The organism is Stenotrophomonas sp. LC732 (assembly GCF_052446685.1).
GTDB lineage: Bacteria > Pseudomonadota > Gammaproteobacteria > Xanthomonadales > Xanthomonadaceae > Stenotrophomonas > Stenotrophomonas muris.
This window is the reverse complement of record NZ_CP199214.1, coordinates 2,858,944-2,875,218: the sequence shown is the minus strand read 5'-3', so window position 1 is coordinate 2,875,218 and position 16,275 is coordinate 2,858,944. Positions and strand designations below refer to the sequence as shown.

Genomic DNA, 16,275 nt, shown 5'->3' with positions numbered 1-16,275 from the left:
GGTGGCCGCCTTTCACTACCAGGACGCCGTACCGTCATCGCGCGTGACAACACCCGGCAGCTTTTCCGGATTCAACACGCTGTACACGTTGGCGATGCGGCCATCGACCACCTCGATGGTGGTGACCGAGTGCAAGCGATCACCGACAAAGCGAAGGATCGCCGGCTCGCCGTTGACGTAGCCCAGCTGGGCGGGATGCACCGCGCCGCGGCGGGCGATGGCCCAGAACAGGCGGCCGATGCGTTCGGCGCCCAGCAGCGGCCGCACCGCCGCAGTGACCACGCCACCGCCGTCGGAAACCAGCACCGCGTTGGCGTGCAGCAGGGCCTGGATCGCGTCGCTGTCGCCGCGCTGCGAGGCCTCCATGAAGCGCGCCAGCAGCTGCCGGTGCTGGCTGGCATCGGCATTGAAGCGCGGTCGTCCGGCCTGCAGGCGTTGCCGGGCACGGTGCACCAGCTGCCGGCAGTTGGCCTCGCTGTGGCCGATCAGCTCGGCGATCTCACGGTAGTCGTGGTCGAATGCCTCCTTCAGCAGGAAGGCGGCGCGTTCCTCCGGGCCGAGCTGTTCGAGCAGGGTCAGGAAAGCGACCGAGACGTCGTCGGCCAGCGCATGCAGCTGGGCCGGACCGGGCGCCGGGTCCGGCTCCAGGGTGACCGCCAGCGGTTCGGCCAGCCATGGGCCGACGTAGTGGACGCGCTCGCGCTTGGCCGCACGCAGCCGGTCCAGGCCGAGCCGGGTGGTGGTGGTGACCAGCCAGGCCTCGGCATCGCGGACGGCCGCAGGATCGGCGCCGGACCAGCGCAGCCAGGCGTCCTGGACCACGTCTTCGGCGTCGGTGCGGCTGCCGAGCAGGCGGTAGGCCAGCGCCATCAGGCGCGGGCGGTGGGTCTGGAAAGCGGTTTCGGCGTTCATGTGGGCAAGGACGCCGCAGTGGCGCGTGGCGTGACAGAGCGTCGGGGGAATCTTGCCGGCCAGCGGCCGGCACTACCACCCCGGGGCCGGGGGAGGGGGTAAAATGGGTGGATTACCCCCGCCAGCCTCGAGCAAGCGAGCAAGACGTGACATCGATCAAGCAGGAAGACCTCATCCAGTCCATCGCCGACGCGCTGCAGTACATCTCGTACTACCACCCGGTCGACTACATCAAGAACCTTGCCGCCGCCTACGAGCGCGAGGAGTCGCCGGCCGCGAAGGAAGCGATGGCGCAGATCCTGATCAATTCGCGCATGTGCGCCGAGGGCCACCGCCCGATCTGCCAGGACACCGGCATCGTCACCGTTTTCCTGGAAATCGGCATGGACGTGCGTTGGGATGACGCCACCATGGGCGTGGAAGACATGGCCAATGAAGGCGTGCGCCGCGCCTACATGCACCCGGACAACAAGCTGCGCGCCTCGGTGCTGGCCGATCCGGCAGGCAAGCGCATCAACACCAGGGACAACACCCCGGGCGTGGTCAACGTCAAGGTGGTGCCGGGCAACAAAGTCGACGTGATCGTCGCCGCCAAGGGCGGTGGTTCGGAAGCGAAGACCAAGTTCGCCATGCTCAATCCGTCCGACTCGATTGTCGACTGGGTGCTGAAGACCGTGCCGACCATGGGCGCCGGCTGGTGCCCGCCGGGCATGCTGGGCATCGGCATCGGTGGCACCGCCGAGAAGGCGATGCTGCTGGCCAAGGAAGCGCTGATGGAGCCGATCGACATCACCGAGCTGCAGGCCCGTGGTGCGTCCAACCGCATCGAGGAGCTGCGCCTGGAGCTGTACGAGAAGGTCAACGCGCTGGGCATCGGTGCGCAGGGCCTGGGTGGCCTGACCACCGTGCTCGACATCAAGATCAACGACTACCCGACCCACGCGGCCAACCTGCCGGTGGCGATGATCCCGAACTGCGCGGCCACCCGCCATGCGCACTTCACCCTGGATGGCAGCGGCCCGGTGATGCTGGACCCGCCGTCGCTGGAAGACTGGCCGAAGCTGACCTACGACGCATCCAAGGGCACCCGGGTGGACCTGGATACGATTACCCCGGAAGACGTGGCCAGCTGGAAGCCGGGCCAGACCCTGCTGCTCAACGGCAAGCTGCTCACCGGCCGCGACGCCGCGCACAAGCGCATGGTCGACATGCTCAACAAGGGCGAGCAGCTGCCGGTCGATCTGAAGGGCCGCTTCATCTACTACGTCGGCCCGGTCGATCCGGTGCGTGACGAAGTGGTGGGCCCGGCCGGCCCGACCACGGCGACCCGCATGGACAAGTTCACCGAGCAGGTGCTGGCACAGACCGGCCTGCTGGGCATGGTCGGCAAGGCCGAGCGCGGCCCGGCCGCGATCGAGGCGATCAAGAAGCACAAGTCGGCCTACCTGATGGCCGTCGGTGGCTCGGCCTACCTGGTGTCCAAGGCGATCAAGGCGGCCAAGGTGGTCGGTTTCGCTGACCTGGGCATGGAGGCGATCTACGAGTTCACCGTGCAGGACATGCCAGTGACCGTGGCCGTCGACTCCGCCGGCGAATCGGTGCACAAGACCGGCCCGCGCGAGTGGCAGGCCCGCATCGGCAAGATTCCGGTGGTGGTGGAGTAATCCCCGCACGCTTCGGTCCGGACAACGGCGCCCCTGTGGCGCCGTTGCAGTATCTGGAGGCAGGATTAACACGCCTGTAGCCCTGGCTCTGCTACGGTCGGCACACCCTCGCACAGGACGTGTCCATGGCCCTGCATCGCTTCATCGTGGCCGGCGTGCTGCTGGCCCTGGCCGGCTGCAGCACCCCGGCGTCGTACGAAGGCGCGGATTTCCCTGCATCGGCGCAATGCCGCATGCAGTGCCAGGCCGGCTATCGCAGCTGCATGGCGCAGAATGACTCTCTCGGCAGCCGCCAGAGCAATTGCGAGCAGCGGATGGTGCCGGCGCCGGACAAGCGCTGCAAGGACGTGGACAACCCGGACCTGCGCCGTGCCTGCGAACTGAAGACGCATGACTGCACGCTGCGCGCGCCGATGATGTCCTGTGGCGAGCGCCGCGATACCTGCATGAGCAGCTGCGGCTGAGCGACGGCTCCCGCACGGGCGCATAATCGGCCGGCCCACCTGCACAGGATCCGCCGCATGAGCACCACGCTGTATGGTTCGACAAGCACCGCCGCGCTGGTGGTGCACTGGCTGCTGATCGAGCTCGGCATCGAGCACGAGTTGGTGCTGCTGGATTTCGACGCGCGCGAGCACAAGTCGGCGGAGTACCTGGCACTGAATCCGGCCGGCGTGGTGCCGACGCTGCTGATCGATGGCCTGGTACTGACTGAAGCGGCGGCGATCGCCCTGTACCTGGCCGACCGCCATCCGGACGCCGGTTTGTTGCCGGCACTGGGCACGCCGCAGCGCGCCGATGCCTACCGCTGGATGTTCTGGTGTGCCAATACGTTGCAGCCGGCCTATCGCGCCTGGTTCTATCCGCACGAGGTGGCGGGCGAGGCAAACGTGGAGGCCAGTCGCGAGATGGCGCGACAGCGCCTGGAAGCGGCCTGGCAGCATGTGGCCACGCACCTGCTGGCGCATGGGCCCTACCTGCTGGGCGCCACGCCCTGCGTGGTCGACTACATGCTGGTGATGCTGATGCGCTGGTCGCGCAACATGCCCAGGCCCAGTGACACCTGGCCGTCGCTCAAGGCACATGCCACCTCGATGAAGGCGCGCCCGGCGTTCGCCGAGGCCTACCGCCGCGAAGGCATCACCGACTGGCGGTAACCAGAAAAGGGGACGGAGGGGATTAAGTCGTTTGTGCACAAACGACTTAATCCCCTCCGTCCCCTTTTCCGTTACAGGATCTCCAGCACCGTTTCCGGCGGGCGGCACAGCCGTGTGCCCTTGGGCGTGCGCACCACGGGGCGGTTGATCAGGCGCGGGTGTTCGGCCATCGCAGCCAGCAGGGTGGCATCGTCGGCATCTTCCAGCCCGAGTTCGGCGAACTGGGTCTCCTTGCTGCGCACCAGGTCGCGCGCGCTCAGGGCCGACTCGGCCAGCACCTGGCGCAGCGTGGCCGCGTCGGGTGGGGTGCCCAGGTACTCGATCACCACCGGGTCGAAGCCCGCATCGCGGATCAGCTTCAGTGCGCCGCGCGAGTTGCTGCAGGCCGGGTTGTGCCAGATCGTCACGTCCATCAGAACCACTCCAGCAGCGACACGCCCACGCCCACATAGGTGGCCTTGTGGTTGTAGTCGATCATGCTCTCGCCATAGCCGTCGAAGACCTGCACATGGCCACGCAGCAGATTGCTGATCGGAAAGCCGTAATCCAGCTGCAGTGCACCGTGGGAGCGGCTGCCGGTGCGCAGCGAATGACGCGCCATCAGCGCGACTTCATGCCCGTTGCGGTTCCAGATCAGGGTCGCGTCACCCCGGCCCATGTAATCCTCGATGTCCGGATTATTGTCTTCGCTGCGGCTTTCCGGGATGCGGTACCACGGGCGCAGCACCAGCGCCCAGTTCTCGCGATCCAGGCCGATGTTGAGCATGACCCGGTTCCAGCTGCGCGAGAGCGGATCGGCCCGTCCGTTGGACTGGTGGTTGAGGCTGATACCGGTCATGCGCCCGCGCCAGCCACCGATCGAGTAGCCGTTGCGGAACACCATCATCACTTCGGGTTCGTAGTTGGTTTCGCGGAACGGGCGCGAATCCTCGCTGTTGTAGGCCTGCCAGCGCGAACTCTGGGTGTAGCCAGCCCAGATGTCGCCGTTGTCGCCGAACAGGTTCTCGGCGATCTTGGTCTTGAAGCTGATCTGGAACTTCAGCTCGGTACTGTCGAGTACCTGCGGGGTCGTCACGCTGTTGGCCGGGTTCGGCGAATGCGGCGTGGTGTTGCGGTCGCTGGTCCAGAACGCCGGCAGCAGGTACACCGGCTTGTAGGCACGCAGCTGGAAGGGCCCCAGCTTGGAGTCCTCGGCCAGCTCCCAGCGGCTGTCCAGCAGTGAACCGCGGCCAGCATTGGCCAGCGCGCTGTCCGGTGCCGCCGGACGGAACAGGTCGCTGACCCGCTCGCGCAGCTTTTCCTCGCCCTGGCTCACGCGCGCGGTCTGTCGTTCCTCGCGGCGCGCCTGCGCAGCCGATTCGGCGGCGGCATCGGCGGCGGCGGTGGCCTCCGGGGTGTGCCCGAAGAGGCGGTCATAGCAGGCCAGGCGGGCCGCGTCGGTGGTGATCGCCGCGCAGGCGGCCGGCGAGGTGTCGGCGCTGGGCGCGAACTCCTGCGCAGCCAACGGTGCACTGGCCAGGGCAAGCGCCAGCGGCGCCAGACGGGGAAGCAGCGTGGGGAGGGTCATTGCAGCAGGCCCTTCGATGGATACGGGAATCGCACAGTGTGGCGGCTGCACCGGATCGCGGCCAGCCCCACCGTTTATGCACGGCCACGGCGTGCGCGTGGCGTGAAGGCTAGGTGGCTCAGAAGAACCAGGCGAACGCGAACAGGCCCAGCATCGCGATCACCACCGCCAGTTTCAGTGCCAGGCCGAGCAGGATGCCGAGCCAGGTCGCCAGGCCCACCTTGGTCGAGCGGCCGAGTTCGCGGGTGTGCCAGTACTCGCCGAGCAGGGCGCCGACCAGCGGTCCGGCAAACAGGCCGATGGGCATGAAGAGCAGGCCGACGATGCTGCCGACGAAGGTGCCCCACAGGGCCTTGCGGCTGGCGCCGACGCGCTGCGCGCCGACCACGGTGGCCAGCACGTCCACCAGCAGTGAAAGCAGGGTCAGCACGCCCAGCGCGACCAGGGTGGGCCAGCCGACGTGGGCGAAGCCGTCGGCCCAGGCCGCCAGCAGCAGCCCGATGAACACCAGCGGGATGCCCGGGAGGGCCGGCAGGATGATGCCGGCGATGCCGATCAGGACAAAAATGACCGCTAGCAGATATAAGATGAATGAGAGTCCCATGCTGTCCCGTATGGTGGCCGTTTTGGGGTTGACAGTGAAAGATTTTGCCAGTTGCTTTTTCGTTTTGGGCGGGTTAAGTTGCAGTCGCTGAGCTTGGCAAGGTCACCGTGGATCGTGGCCTGATGAAGCAAGATCTTTCCGATCCGCTGCATCGATGCACCTCGCTTCCCCCTTGCTTGTCAGCCGCCCACCGGGCGTTTCCAACAACAAGAGAGAGTCAAAGGGAGTTAGTGAGATGGCTGAGCGCGAGACCGGTACCGTAAAGTGGTTCAATGATGCGAAGGGCTTCGGCTTCATCAGCCGGCAGAATGGCGAGGACGTGTTCGTGCACTTCCGCGCCATCGAGACCCAGGGCTTCAAGAGCCTCAAGGAAGGCCAGACTGTGAGCTTCGAAGTCGTGCAGGGCCAGAAGGGCCTGCAGGCTGACAAGGTGCAGCCGGTGTAATACCCGCCGCCCGTCGGCATGAAAAAGGCCCGCGCAAGCGGGCCTTTTTCTTTGCCGTTGGCCCGGTGCAGGTCAGCGCAGGATGACCTTGCCATTGACGACGCGCACGTAGGTGTTCTCGCGGATGCCGCCGAGATCGCGCTGGTTGACCACGATGGTGCGGCCATCATCCATGCGCACGCTGATGTCATAGGTATCGCTGGTGACGTTCTTCTGGATCTGGTTGCCGGCCAGGGCACCACCGACCGCGCCTGCGGCGGCGGCGATGTTCTTGTTGCCACGGCTGCCACCGGTGTGGTCGGAGATTTCATGGCCGGCCACGGCGCCGACGATGCCGCCGAGGATCGCGCCGGTCGCGCTGGGCGCGGTGCGGCCCGAGGGCACGGTGTTGATGCGGGTGACGATGCCACAGTCAGCGCAACGGCCCTGGTTGTAGCCGCCATTGTTGCCGTAGCCGCCGTTGTTGTAGCCGTTGTTGTAACCACCGCCGCTGTAACCGGGCGAGGTGGCACAGCCAGCCAGCGCGAGGGTAGCGATGGCGCTGGCGGCGATGAGCTGGATCTTCATGGGGCGTCTCCTGGCCGTGAAGGCGGGTGGGTTGGGTGGTACTGCGTCGTGCAGCAGGGTGGACGAATCCTCTCCTTTCGAACGTGAACAACGCGCCAACCGTGTGCGTGCTGCCCGGCTGCAGGATGAATGCGGCTCAGCGGAAATCCTGGTGGCAGGCGCGGCAGTCCGCCTGCAGTGTTTCCACCAGCTGGGCGAGGGCCCTGCAGTCGCCGGGGGGTGAGGCCAGCGCCGTGTTGAGGTTGCCGCGCAGCTGGCTGGCGTGCTGCTGGAACTGCGCACTGTCCTTCAGCCCGGGAAACGCCTGGTCCAGGTCATTGGACAGCAGGCGCAGCACCTGCAGCCGCGGCACGCTGTCAGCCAGGCTGCAGCGGTTCTGCAGCTGGGCCTGCTGCAGCAGCTGTGACTGCCGCTGCATCACCTGCATCAGGCTGCCCGGGAACGGATCGCGACGCGCCTGCAGGGCGCGGCCGACCATTACCGTGGCGATCAGGCCGATCAGCAGGCCCAGGCAGAGCACGAACAGGTAGCGATGGGCGCTGGACAGGCGGCGGGGCGGGCTGGCATTCATGCGGGCACTCCGGGCGTGCAACGGTGGGTTCGACGCCGGCGTACTGCGGGCGCCAGCACCTGCACGTTAAAATAGCCCGATGAACGAACAGGTCAAACAACGCTTCGCCGGCATCGAACGGCTGTACGGCGTGGGTGCACTCGAGCGCCTGCAGGGCAGCCGCGTGGCGGTGGTCGGCATGGGCGGCGTCGGCTCGTGGGTGGTGGAGGCGCTGGCCCGTTCGGCCGTCGGCCACCTGACCCTGATCGATGCCGACGATATCTGCGTGTCCAACACCAACCGGCAGCTGCCGGCGATGGAAGGCAACTACGGCCGCAACAAGGCCGAGGCGATGGCCGAGCGTTGCCGTGCGATCAATCCGGACATCGGGGTCGACGCGGTGCAGGCATTCCTGACCGTGTCCAACATGGCCGAGCTGCTGGACCGGGGGTTCGATCTGGTGATCGATGCCTGCGACAGCTTCCGGGTCAAGGTCGAGACGATCGCATGGTGCCGCCGCCGCAAGCTGCCGTTGCTGACCGTCGGTGCCGCCGGTGGCCGTACCGACCCGACCCTGGTGCGCATCCGCGATGTCTCTCGCACCGAGCACGACGCCATGCTGGCGCTGATCCGCAAGAAGCTGCGCAGCGAATTCAACTTCCCGAAGAACGCCAAGCGCTATTTCGGCGTACCGGCGGTGTATTCGCTGGAGAATGTGAAGTACCCGCAGGCCGATGGCAGCGTCTGCGGCATCCGTCCGAACCTGGGCGCCGATGCGGCGTTGAAGCTGGACTGTGGTGCCGGCCTGGGCGCGGCAACCCACATCACCGGCGCGTTCGCCTTCGCGGCGGTTGGCAAGGCGCTGGAGATGCTGCTGGAGCCGAAGAAGGTGAAGGTGGATGCGGTAGAGGCCAGCGAGGTGTGATGAATCGTGCCGGCCAGCGGCCGGCACCTACCCGTTACATTGCCGGCAGCGCGAACAATCGCCGCGCATTCTCCGTCGTGGCCTGGGCCACGGCTTCCAGCTCCATCCCGCGCAGTGCGGCCACGTGCCGGGCAATGGTCGCCAGCCGCGCTGGCTCGTTGCGCTGGCCGCGGATGCCGGCGTCGGGCTGGTCGGGCGCGTCGGTTTCCAGCAGCAACTGTTCCAGCGGCATCTCGCGCACCAGCCGCTGCAGCCGTTGCGCGCGATCGTAGGTCAGTGGGCCACCGAGGCCGAGCAGGAAGCCCTGCCTGTGCAGTTGCGCGGCCTGTTCCGGGCTGCCGGAAAAGCTGTGCACCACGCCGCGCAGGCCGCCGACGCGGCGGATGGCGGCGATCACCGCATCCACCGCGCGTCGCGCGTGCACGATCACCGGCAACTCGAATTCGCGGGCCAGTTCCAGCTGGCCGATGAAATACGCCTGCTGGGCGTCGGCGTCCAGCCCTTCGACAAAGAAGTCCAGGCCGCATTCGCCGATCGCACAGGGGCGTTCGCGCTCGATCCACTCGCGCAGCAGTGGCAGGTGCCCGGGCTGGTGATCGGCCAGGAACATCGGATGCAGGCCGTAGGCCGGGTACAGCCCCGGCGCCTGCTGGCAGACCTCACGCAGCTTCGGCCAGCTGGCCGCGGTCACCGCCGGTACCACCTGCTGGCGCACCCCCGCGGCCTGCGCACGCTCGATCACCGCAGCGCGGTCACGGTCGAACCCGCTGGCATCCAGATGGCAGTGGCTGTCAACCAGGATGCTCAACGCTGTTCCAGCGGCGGAGGTGTTGCGGCGTTGCGGCTCTTCCAGTTGGCCAGCAGCAGCGTGCCGAAGCCCAGCACCAGCTCATCGACGAACGGGATCGGGTCCGGGATGAACAAGGTCAGCACGAACAGGCCGGCGGTGAGCTTGAACAGGGTGGGGTAGCGCAGCCGGCGGGCCCATTGCAGTACCGGCAGCAGCATCGGGTTGGCCATGGCGGGGAGCCTCGTGGGGAATGTGCAAACGCTACCACGGGCCCAGCATTTCCCGATGCTGAATGGGTTATCGGAATGAGCAGGAAATGTGGAGATTCCGTTCAGGCAGCGCATGCTGCAATCTGCCCCGAGAACGTTGCGGATGGTCCGCAAGGAGCAGGTCATGAAAAGCACAACTACAACTGTCCTGGTCGCAGCGGGCGCGCTGCTGGTCGGTGGCATCGCCACCGCCGCCTTCATGAAGAGTGGTGACAAGTCGCCCGATTCCATCAGCGCCGGAACCCCCAATGGTGAATCGCGCCTCGTTGAAGGTAACGCTTCTGACGACGGCGCACGTGGTGACAAGCTGGACCCGTCCGCGCCGCGCGGGCTTGAATATGCCGATGTGCTGAAGGTTGACCCGATCACCGAGAAGCAGAAGGCCTACGCCACTGTGATCGGCACCGATCCAGTGCGCGAGACCTCCACCACCCAGACCCCGCACGAGGTCTGCCAGGACGTGACGGTGCAGGAACGCCTGCCGGAACGTGATGGCAACGTCGGCGGCACCGTGGTCGGCGCTGTGGTCGGTGGCCTGCTCGGCAACCAGGTCGGTGGCGGCAACGGCAAGAAGGCCGCGACCGCCGCCGGTGCCGTGGCCGGCGGCTTCATCGGCAACCAGATCGACAAGCGCCATGTGGGTGGCCGTGTGGTCAACCGCACCGAGCGCCAGTGCCACACCGAGACCGCCACCTCCGAGTCGAGCCGCGTCACCGGCTACAACGTGACCTATCGCAATGAGGATGGCACCACCGGCACCATGCGCATGGCCAGCAAGCCGGGCAACCGCATTGCCATGGGTACCAACGACGTGGTGAAGGGTTACAACGTGACCTACCGCTATGACGGCGCGGAGAAGACCGTGCGCATGGACAACAAGCCGGCCAGCGATCGCCTGCCGGTGGTCGATGGCCAGCTGGTCACGCAGACCGCTGCCGCCGGTGCCACTGCCGCAGCCACGCGCCAGTAATCCCGGCGCAGCATGCAGTACCTGACGGGCCGGCTCATGCCGGCCCGTTTCATTGCGACCGGCGATATTCATCCGCGCAGGGAAGCCATCCTCCATCATGGGTGCCTCCTTCGACATGGAGCCGGCATGAGCATCTTCGACCTGCGCATCGAAACCGAGCGGCTGATCCTGCGCCCGCTGCTTCGCGAGGACTACGAGCCGTACCTGGCGTTCTGCGCCGACGAGGCCACGATGCGTACCCTGGGCGGCGTGCAGCCACCCTCGGTGGCCTGGCGCGGTTTCTGCAGCCTGGCCGGCGCCTGGCAGCTGTTCGGCTTCTCGATGTTCAGCGTGATCGAGAAATCCAGCGGCGACTGGATCGGGCGGATGGGACCGTGGCAGCCGCAGGACTGGCCGGGTACCGAGGTCGGTTGGGGCATCCGCCATGCCAGCTGGGGCCGGGGCTATGCGCCGGAGGCGGCGGTCGCGGCGATCGACTGGGCGTTCGATACGCTGGGATGGGCTGAGGTGATCCACACGATCGCCGAGAACAACGACAACTCGCGGGCCGTGGCACGCAAGCTGGGAAGCACCCTGCTGCGCATGGGGGAGTTGCCAGCGCCATACAACGACAAGCCCATGCAGATCTGGGGCCAGTCGCGCGAACAGTGGCGGCAACGCGCGCGCTGAGCGTGGCTTGGTAGTGCCGGCCGCTGGCCGGCAATCGCTTGGATCCAGCTGCATCGAGGATGCCGGCCAGCGGCCGGCACTACCGTGTAGTCATGCTGCACCCGCGCTTGGCATTCACTGGCGTGCTTGCCAGACTGCACGCAGCCGGCCGCCGGCCGGATCCGAGGGAGCAGGCAATGGTGGAAGAGCGCGTCCCGTTGACGGTGCACGGCATGTCGGTGTCAGGCAATTGCCACAAGGTCCGCCTGCTGCTGGAGCAGCTCGGCAGCCGCTACCGCTGGGTGGAAGTGGACAGTGCCCACGGCCAGACCCACACCCCTGAGTTCCTCGCGCTCAATCCCAATGCCAAGGTGCCGTTGATCGTCCGCGACGATGGCCGCGTGCTGACCGAGTCCAATGCGATCCTTTTCTGGCTGGCCGAAGGCACGCCCTACCTGCCCACCGATGGCTGGGAGCGCGCGCAGGCACTGAGCTGGATGTTCTTCGAGCAGTACACGCACGAGCCGTGCGTAGCGGTCGCGCGCTTCATCCGCGGCTGGACCCCGCCTGGGTCGCCGCGCCGCGCCGAACTGCCACGCCTGCACGAGCGCGCCGCCGCTGCACTGGCGGTGATGGAGCAGCACCTGCGTGATGCGCAATGGTTCACCGGCAGTGGGTACGGCATCGCCGACATCGCGCTGTTCGCCTACACCGACGTCGCAGGCGAGGGTGGAATCAGCCTGCAGCCGTTCCCGGAAGTTCGCGCCTGGTTGCAGCGCGTGCGCGGGCAGCCGCGCTTCCTGCCGATGCCGGCGGTGACCGCCGAGGTGCGCGCCCGCTTCGAGGCCGCATGACTCTCACCAAGGTGATCCCCACAGGGTAGCGCCTGGCCAACCCCGGGCGGAATGCAACAACGACACGGAGGGTGTTCGATGTTCGCTGTGGTTCCAGATCCGATTCCCGCACGCATGCGCGTGCTCAACCGCGCCGACGTGTGCGACGCCAATTTCCTCGACGCGGTGCGTGGCTGGCGCGGTACCCCGCGCCCGCGCCCGGCGCCGGATGCGCCGATCCTGCCGGGCAGCACGCTTACCGCCGCCGCGTTTGGCGAGCTGTTCGATTCGCAGCTGGCCAGCCGCCAGCTGGACCTGATGGCGCGCGTGCTGCGCGTGCAGAACAAGGTCTTCTACACCATCGGTTCATCCGGCCACGAAGGCAATGCGCTGCTGGCGCGGGCCTGCCGGCATACGGATCCTGCATTCCTGCACTATCGCTCCGGTGCCTTCATGGCCGAGCGCTCACGCCAGGTGCCGGGGATCGACCCGCTGCGCGATGCCGCGCTGTCCTTTGCTGCCAGCGCCGATGACCCGGCCAGCGGGGGGCGGCACAAGGTGTGGGGCAGCAAACCGTTGTGGGTGCTGCCGCAGACCTCGACCATCGCCTCGCATCTTCCGAAAGCGCTGGGCACCGCGCTGGCCCTCGAAAGCGGCAAGCGGCTGGGCCACGAACTGCCCATTCCGGCCGACAGCATCGTACTGTGCTCGTTCGGCGACGCCTCGGCCAACCATGCCACCGCGCAGACCGCGTTCAACACCGCGATGTGGTCGGCCTACCAGAAGCTGCCGGCACCGGTCCTGTTCGTCTGCGAGGACAATGGCCTGGGCATCTCGGTGAAAACGCCTGAAGGCTGGATCGCCGAACGCTTCAGCGGTCAGCCCGGGCTGGACTATTTCTACGCCGATGGCCTCGACCTGGCCACCGGCCATGCGCAGGTGCAGGCGGCGGTGGAGCACTGCCGGCGTACGCGGCGGCCGACCTTCCTGCATCTGCGCACCACGCGCCTGATGGGGCACGCCGGCACCGACTTCGAGGTGGAATGGCGCGCGTTGCCGGAGCTGTGCGCGGCCGAGGCGCAGGATCCGCTGCTGCGCTCGGCACAGATCGCGATGGAATCGGGCTGGATGGATGCGGCCGCCATCGAGGTGGCCTACGAGACGATGCGCGCGCGCTGCATGGCCGCCGCCGCCGATGCCGAAGGACGGCCGAAGCTGCAGTCGCTGCGGGAAGTGATGGAGCCGCTTGCGCCCTATACGCCGGCTGCGGTGCAGGCCGAAGCACGGCGCGAGGTGCCCGCCGGAACGCGTGAAGCGCTGTATGGCGGTGCGGAGGCGTTGCCCGAACGGCAGGCGCCACGCCACCTCGCGATCCAGATCAACCATGCCCTGCAGGAACTGCTGGCGAAGTATCCGCAGAGCCTGCTGTTCGGTGAGGACGTCGCACAGAAGGGCGGTGTCTACACCGTCACCAAGGATCTGCTGCGCCGCTTCGGCCCACGCCGGGTGTTCAACACCCTGCTGGACGAGACCATGATCCTGGGCATGGCTCAGGGCCTGGCCAACCTGGGCATGCTGCCGATTCCGGAGATCCAGTACCTGGCCTATCTGCACAACGCCATCGACCAGGTGCGCGGCGAAGCGTGTTCGCTGCAGTTCTTCTCCAACGACCAGTACCGCAACCCGATGCTGGTGCGGGTGGCCGGGCTGGGGTACCAGAAGGGCTTCGGTGGCCACTTCCACAACGACAACTCGATCACCGCGTTGCGCGACATCCCGGGGCTGGTGGTGGGCTGCCCGTCGCGTGGCGACGATGCGGTGATGATGCTGCGCACGCTGGCCGCACTGGCGCGGGTGGATGGGCGCGTGGCGGTGTTCCTGGAGCCGATCGCGTTGTACATGAGCAAGGACCTGCACGAAGCCGGCGATGGCCAGTGGCTGTTCGACTTCCCCGCACAGGGCCAGTCGCTGGTGCCGGGGGAGGGCCGGGTCTATGCGCCGGAGGCCGGCGATCTGGTGATCTATACCTATGGCAACGGCGTGCCGATGGCATTGCGCGCATCGCGGGCGATCGAGCAGCAGCTGGGCTGGCAGGTGCGGGTGGTCGACCTGCGCTGGCTGGTACCGCTGGACGCCGGTTTCATCGCTGCCCAGGCCGCCAGCGCACGGCGGGTGCTGGTGCTGGATGAAGGCCGCCACAGCGGCGGGGTGGGCGAGGGCGTGGTCACCGCGCTGGTCGAGGCCGGGTTCGGCCATCTGCCGTTGCGCCGGGTCTGTGGTGCCGACACCTACACGCCACTGGCGGGGGCAGCAATGTTCGGGCTTCCAAGCGACAATGCGGTGATTGGCGCCGCCCTCGACCTGGCGCAGGAACCCTGATGCATGTGTGGATTGGCGGGAATGTTGTTGCCGGCGCCGCTGGCGTCGGCCGAGGCGCTGCAGGCGCAGGCCCTGGCCATGGGCCAGGCGCTGCACCACCGCGGGCCCGATGATGGCGGCAGCTGGGTCGATGCCGAGGCGGGCATCGCGCTGGCGCATCGCCGCCTGAGCATCCTCGACCTGTCCCCGCTGGGCCACCAGCCGATGGCCTCGGCCGACGGCCGCTACGTGATGGCCTACAACGGCGAGGTCTACAACTTCGCCGCCCTGCGCGAGGAACTGGAGCCGCTGGGGCATGCCTTCCGCGGCCATTCCGATACCGAAGTACTGCTGGCGGCGATCCTGCAATGGGGCGTGGAAGACACCCTGCAGCGCTGCAACGGCATGGTCGCCATCGCGCTGTGGGACCGCCAGGAGCGCTGCCTGTGGCTGGCCCGCGACCGCGTCGGCAAGAAGCCGCTGTATTACGGCTGGGCCGGCGACACGCTGGTGTTCGGTTCGGAACTGAAGGCGCTCTGGCAGCACCCGGCGTTCGACAACGACATCGACCGCGATGCGCTCACCTTGCTGCTGCGGCTGGATTACATCCCGGCGCCGCACAGCATCCACCAGCGCTGCTACAAGCTGATGCCGGGCCGGGTGTTGCGCCTGGACGCGGCGGCCGTCGCTGCCGGCGCATCCGCGCATCGTCCGGAACAGGCACAGCGGCCGTACTGGGATGCGCGCGCGCGCATGCAGGCGGCGCTGGCCGCACCCTTCCAGGGCCGCATCGAGGACGCCGAGGAACAGCTGGACACGCTGCTGCGCGACGCGGTGGCGCTACGCATGGTGGCCGACGTGCCGGTCGGCGTATTCCTGTCTGGTGGCACCGATTCCTCACTGGTGGCGTCGCTGATGCAGGCCCAGAGCGGGCAGCCGGTGCACAGCTTCAGCATCGGCTTCACCGATTCGGGACATGACGAGGCGCCGCTGGCCCGAGAGCTGGCGGCCCACCTGGGCTGTGACCATACCGAGTTGTACGTCAGCGGCGCCGACGCGCTGGCGGTGGTGCCGCAGTTGCCGGCGATGTTCGATGAGCCTTTTGCCGACGCGTCGCAGGTGCCGACCGCGCTGGTCGCCCGGCTGGCGCGGCAGGGCGTGACCGTGGCGCTGTCTGGTGACGGTGGCGATGAGCTGTTCTTCGGCTATACCCGGTATGTACGCGCGCTGCGCAACTGGCAGATGCTCGGCCGCGTGCCGGGGCCGCTGCGGCGCTGGATGGGCGCGCGTGCGCAGCAGCAGGGCGAAGCCTCGCGCACCGGCGGCCTGGCCGCGCTGCTGGCCGAGACCGGTGCGCGTGGCATCGGCGACGTCTACCGCAACCGCATCTCGCGCTGGCGCGACCCGGCCGCGGCGGTGACCGGCGCGCGGGCCGCCGGCAGCTTCTACGACCTGGCCGATCCGCTGCACGGCGCGGGTACGCCGGCCGACGCGATGATGCTGGCCGATTTCGTGACCTACCTGCCGGACGATCTGTTGTGCAAGGTCGACCGCACCTCGATGGCGGTCAGCCTGGAGGCGCGCGCACCGCTGCTGGACTGGCGGGTGGCCGAGTTCGCCTGGTCGCTGCCGCTGGGCTTCAAGCGCAGCGAGACCACCAGCAAGGTGCTGCTCAAGCGCGTGCTGGGCCGTTACGTGCCGCATTCGATGGTGCACCGTCCCAAGCGCGGTTTCGGCGCGCCGGTCAGTGACTGGCTGAAAGGCGACCTGCGGCCCTGGGCCGAGGACCTGCTGCAGCCGGCGCGGCTGGAGCGTGAGGGCGTGCTGTCGGCGGCGGCGGTGCAGCCGCTGTGGCAGCAGTTCCTGGGAGGGCAGCGCAAGTGGCATACCCATCTGTGGAACGTGCTGATGTTCCAGGCCTGGCAGGCGCATTGGCGGCAGGTGCGCGCAGGCATTGTGGGCGGCTGATCTTCACCGGCCTGCACGGGCCCGGCGACTAGGCTGGGCCTCCCGCAC

General features: G+C 67.7%; 18 protein-coding genes. 10 read left to right on the top strand and 8 right to left on the bottom strand.

Annotated features, from left to right (window positions below; translation table 11 throughout):
- Positions 1–15 precede the first annotated feature (15 nt).
- Positions 16–912 (bottom strand): RNA polymerase sigma-70 factor, encoded by an 897-nt coding sequence (locus ACT6SE_RS13795; protein WP_046431625.1) that lies wholly within the window; start codon positions 910–912, stop codon positions 16–18.
- A gap of 146 nt (positions 913–1,058) precedes the next feature.
- Here ACT6SE_RS13795 and ACT6SE_RS13790 point away from each other — a divergent pair, with 146 nt between their 5' ends.
- From ACT6SE_RS13790 to ACT6SE_RS13780, 3 genes are all read left to right on the top strand, one after another.
- Entirely contained in the window at positions 1,059–2,576 is a 1,518-nt protein-coding gene (locus tag ACT6SE_RS13790; protein WP_014647726.1) for a fumarate hydratase, read from the top strand.
- A 125-nt stretch (positions 2,577–2,701) separates the two neighbouring features.
- Complete coding sequence (locus ACT6SE_RS13785; RefSeq protein ID WP_046431623.1) at positions 2,702–3,040, top strand: hypothetical protein; 339 nt, start codon at positions 2,702–2,704, stop codon at positions 3,038–3,040.
- Positions 3,041–3,097: 57 nt separating this feature from the next.
- Positions 3,098–3,733: a glutathione S-transferase family protein gene (locus ACT6SE_RS13780; protein ID WP_014647724.1), complete on the top strand. Its 636-nt coding sequence runs from the start codon at positions 3,098–3,100 to the stop codon at positions 3,731–3,733.
- A gap of 71 nt (positions 3,734–3,804) precedes the next feature.
- Here ACT6SE_RS13780 and arsC read toward each other — a convergent pair whose 3' ends face one another.
- The 3 genes from arsC to ACT6SE_RS13765 form a co-directional block, all read right to left on the bottom strand.
- Complete coding sequence (gene arsC / locus ACT6SE_RS13775) at positions 3,805–4,146, bottom strand: arsenate reductase (glutaredoxin) (RefSeq protein WP_014647723.1); 342 nt, start codon at positions 4,144–4,146, stop codon at positions 3,805–3,807.
- Complete coding sequence (locus ACT6SE_RS13770) at positions 4,146–5,300, bottom strand: phospholipase A (protein WP_032958894.1); 1,155 nt, start codon at positions 5,298–5,300, stop codon at positions 4,146–4,148. The genes arsC and ACT6SE_RS13770 overlap by 1 nt, the downstream gene beginning before the upstream one ends.
- Before the next feature lie 118 nt (positions 5,301–5,418).
- A complete protein-coding gene (locus tag ACT6SE_RS13765; RefSeq protein ID WP_046431620.1) occupies positions 5,419–5,904 on the bottom strand; it encodes a DUF456 domain-containing protein in 486 nt (161 codons plus the stop codon).
- 235 nt (positions 5,905–6,139) lie between these two features.
- Between ACT6SE_RS13765 and ACT6SE_RS13760 the strand changes: the two genes are divergently transcribed.
- Positions 6,140–6,349 (top strand): cold-shock protein, encoded by a 210-nt coding sequence (locus tag ACT6SE_RS13760; protein WP_014647720.1) that lies wholly within the window; start codon positions 6,140–6,142, stop codon positions 6,347–6,349.
- 72 nt (positions 6,350–6,421) lie between these two features.
- On the opposite strand, the gene ACT6SE_RS13755 is transcribed toward ACT6SE_RS13760, so the two are convergent.
- Positions 6,422–6,916: a glycine zipper 2TM domain-containing protein gene (locus ACT6SE_RS13755; RefSeq protein WP_005417545.1), complete on the bottom strand. Its 495-nt coding sequence runs from the start codon at positions 6,914–6,916 to the stop codon at positions 6,422–6,424.
- Positions 6,917–7,052: 136 nt separating this feature from the next.
- Positions 7,053–7,487: a cytochrome c gene (locus ACT6SE_RS13750; protein ID WP_014647719.1), complete on the bottom strand. Its 435-nt coding sequence runs from the start codon at positions 7,485–7,487 to the stop codon at positions 7,053–7,055.
- A 79-nt stretch (positions 7,488–7,566) separates the two neighbouring features.
- Here ACT6SE_RS13750 and ACT6SE_RS13745 point away from each other — a divergent pair, with 79 nt between their 5' ends.
- Positions 7,567–8,391 carry a tRNA threonylcarbamoyladenosine dehydratase gene (locus ACT6SE_RS13745; protein WP_046431617.1) on the top strand — a complete coding sequence of 275 codons (825 nt, stop codon included), beginning with the start codon at positions 7,567–7,569 and terminating at the stop codon, positions 8,389–8,391.
- 34 nt (positions 8,392–8,425) lie between these two features.
- Here the strand turns inward: ACT6SE_RS13745 and ACT6SE_RS13740 are convergent, their stop codons facing one another.
- Together ACT6SE_RS13740 and ACT6SE_RS13735 are read right to left on the bottom strand one after the other, a co-directional pair.
- Entirely contained in the window at positions 8,426–9,199 is a 774-nt protein-coding gene (locus ACT6SE_RS13740; RefSeq protein ID WP_046431615.1) for a TatD family hydrolase, read from the bottom strand.
- Positions 9,196–9,411, bottom strand: a complete 216-nt coding sequence (locus tag ACT6SE_RS13735) for a DUF6116 family protein (protein WP_014647716.1) — start codon at positions 9,409–9,411, stop codon at positions 9,196–9,198. Before ACT6SE_RS13735 ends, ACT6SE_RS13740 begins: the two co-directional genes overlap by 4 nt.
- A 163-nt stretch (positions 9,412–9,574) precedes the next feature.
- On the opposite strand from ACT6SE_RS13735, the gene ACT6SE_RS13730 reads away from it, so the two are divergent.
- The 5 genes from ACT6SE_RS13730 to asnB all read left to right on the top strand — a co-directional run bounded on the left by ACT6SE_RS13730 (position 9,575) and on the right by asnB (position 16,227).
- Positions 9,575–10,420 (top strand): glycine zipper 2TM domain-containing protein, encoded by an 846-nt coding sequence (locus tag ACT6SE_RS13730; protein WP_046431690.1) that lies wholly within the window; start codon positions 9,575–9,577, stop codon positions 10,418–10,420.
- A 126-nt stretch (positions 10,421–10,546) separates the two neighbouring features.
- The gene (locus tag ACT6SE_RS13725) at positions 10,547–11,089 is read left to right on the top strand and encodes a GNAT family N-acetyltransferase (RefSeq protein ID WP_032958898.1); all 543 of its coding nucleotides are present in this window, start codon (positions 10,547–10,549) and stop codon (positions 11,087–11,089) included.
- A gap of 176 nt (positions 11,090–11,265) precedes the next feature.
- Positions 11,266–11,922: a glutathione S-transferase family protein gene (locus tag ACT6SE_RS13720; protein WP_046431688.1), complete on the top strand. Its 657-nt coding sequence runs from the start codon at positions 11,266–11,268 to the stop codon at positions 11,920–11,922.
- A gap of 78 nt (positions 11,923–12,000) precedes the next feature.
- On the top strand, positions 12,001–14,280 hold the full coding sequence (locus ACT6SE_RS13715; RefSeq protein WP_046431612.1) for a thiamine pyrophosphate-dependent enzyme: 2,280 nt from the start codon (positions 12,001–12,003) through the stop codon (positions 14,278–14,280).
- A 3-nt stretch (positions 14,281–14,283) separates the two neighbouring features.
- Positions 14,284–16,227 carry an asparagine synthase (glutamine-hydrolyzing) gene (asnB, locus tag ACT6SE_RS13710; protein ID WP_444811012.1) on the top strand — a complete coding sequence of 648 codons (1,944 nt, stop codon included), beginning with the start codon at positions 14,284–14,286 and terminating at the stop codon, positions 16,225–16,227.
- The last annotated feature ends 48 nt before the right edge of the window (positions 16,228–16,275 follow it).

What these genes read in the sequence shown, in the direction of transcription:
- ACT6SE_RS13795 (WP_046431625.1), bottom strand. Translation starts at nt 912, where the DNA reads ATGAACGCCGAAACCGCTTTCCAGACCCACCGCCCGCGCCTGATGGCG.
- ACT6SE_RS13785 (WP_046431623.1), top strand. Translation starts at nt 2,702, where the DNA reads ATGGCCCTGCATCGCTTCATCGTGGCCGGCGTGCTGCTGGCCCTGGCC.
- ACT6SE_RS13780 (WP_014647724.1), top strand. Translation starts at nt 3,098, where the DNA reads ATGAGCACCACGCTGTATGGTTCGACAAGCACCGCCGCGCTGGTGGTG.
- arsC (WP_014647723.1), bottom strand. Translation starts at nt 4,146, where the DNA reads ATGGACGTGACGATCTGGCACAACCCGGCCTGCAGCAACTCGCGCGGC.
- ACT6SE_RS13770 (WP_032958894.1), bottom strand. Translation starts at nt 5,300, where the DNA reads ATGACCCTCCCCACGCTGCTTCCCCGTCTGGCGCCGCTGGCGCTTGCC.
- ACT6SE_RS13765 (WP_046431620.1), bottom strand. Translation starts at nt 5,904, where the DNA reads ATGGGACTCTCATTCATCTTATATCTGCTAGCGGTCATTTTTGTCCTG.
- ACT6SE_RS13760 (WP_014647720.1), top strand. Translation starts at nt 6,140, where the DNA reads ATGGCTGAGCGCGAGACCGGTACCGTAAAGTGGTTCAATGATGCGAAG.
- ACT6SE_RS13755 (WP_005417545.1), bottom strand. Translation starts at nt 6,916, where the DNA reads ATGAAGATCCAGCTCATCGCCGCCAGCGCCATCGCTACCCTCGCGCTG.
- ACT6SE_RS13750 (WP_014647719.1), bottom strand. Translation starts at nt 7,487, where the DNA reads ATGAATGCCAGCCCGCCCCGCCGCCTGTCCAGCGCCCATCGCTACCTG.
- ACT6SE_RS13745 (WP_046431617.1), top strand. Translation starts at nt 7,567, where the DNA reads ATGAACGAACAGGTCAAACAACGCTTCGCCGGCATCGAACGGCTGTAC.
- ACT6SE_RS13735 (WP_014647716.1), bottom strand. Translation starts at nt 9,411, where the DNA reads ATGGCCAACCCGATGCTGCTGCCGGTACTGCAATGGGCCCGCCGGCTG.
- ACT6SE_RS13730 (WP_046431690.1), top strand. Translation starts at nt 9,575, where the DNA reads ATGAAAAGCACAACTACAACTGTCCTGGTCGCAGCGGGCGCGCTGCTG.
- ACT6SE_RS13725 (WP_032958898.1), top strand. Translation starts at nt 10,547, where the DNA reads ATGAGCATCTTCGACCTGCGCATCGAAACCGAGCGGCTGATCCTGCGC.
- ACT6SE_RS13720 (WP_046431688.1), top strand. Translation starts at nt 11,266, where the DNA reads ATGGTGGAAGAGCGCGTCCCGTTGACGGTGCACGGCATGTCGGTGTCA.
- ACT6SE_RS13715 (WP_046431612.1), top strand. Translation starts at nt 12,001, where the DNA reads ATGTTCGCTGTGGTTCCAGATCCGATTCCCGCACGCATGCGCGTGCTC.
- asnB (WP_444811012.1), top strand. Translation starts at nt 14,284, where the DNA reads ATGTGTGGATTGGCGGGAATGTTGTTGCCGGCGCCGCTGGCGTCGGCC.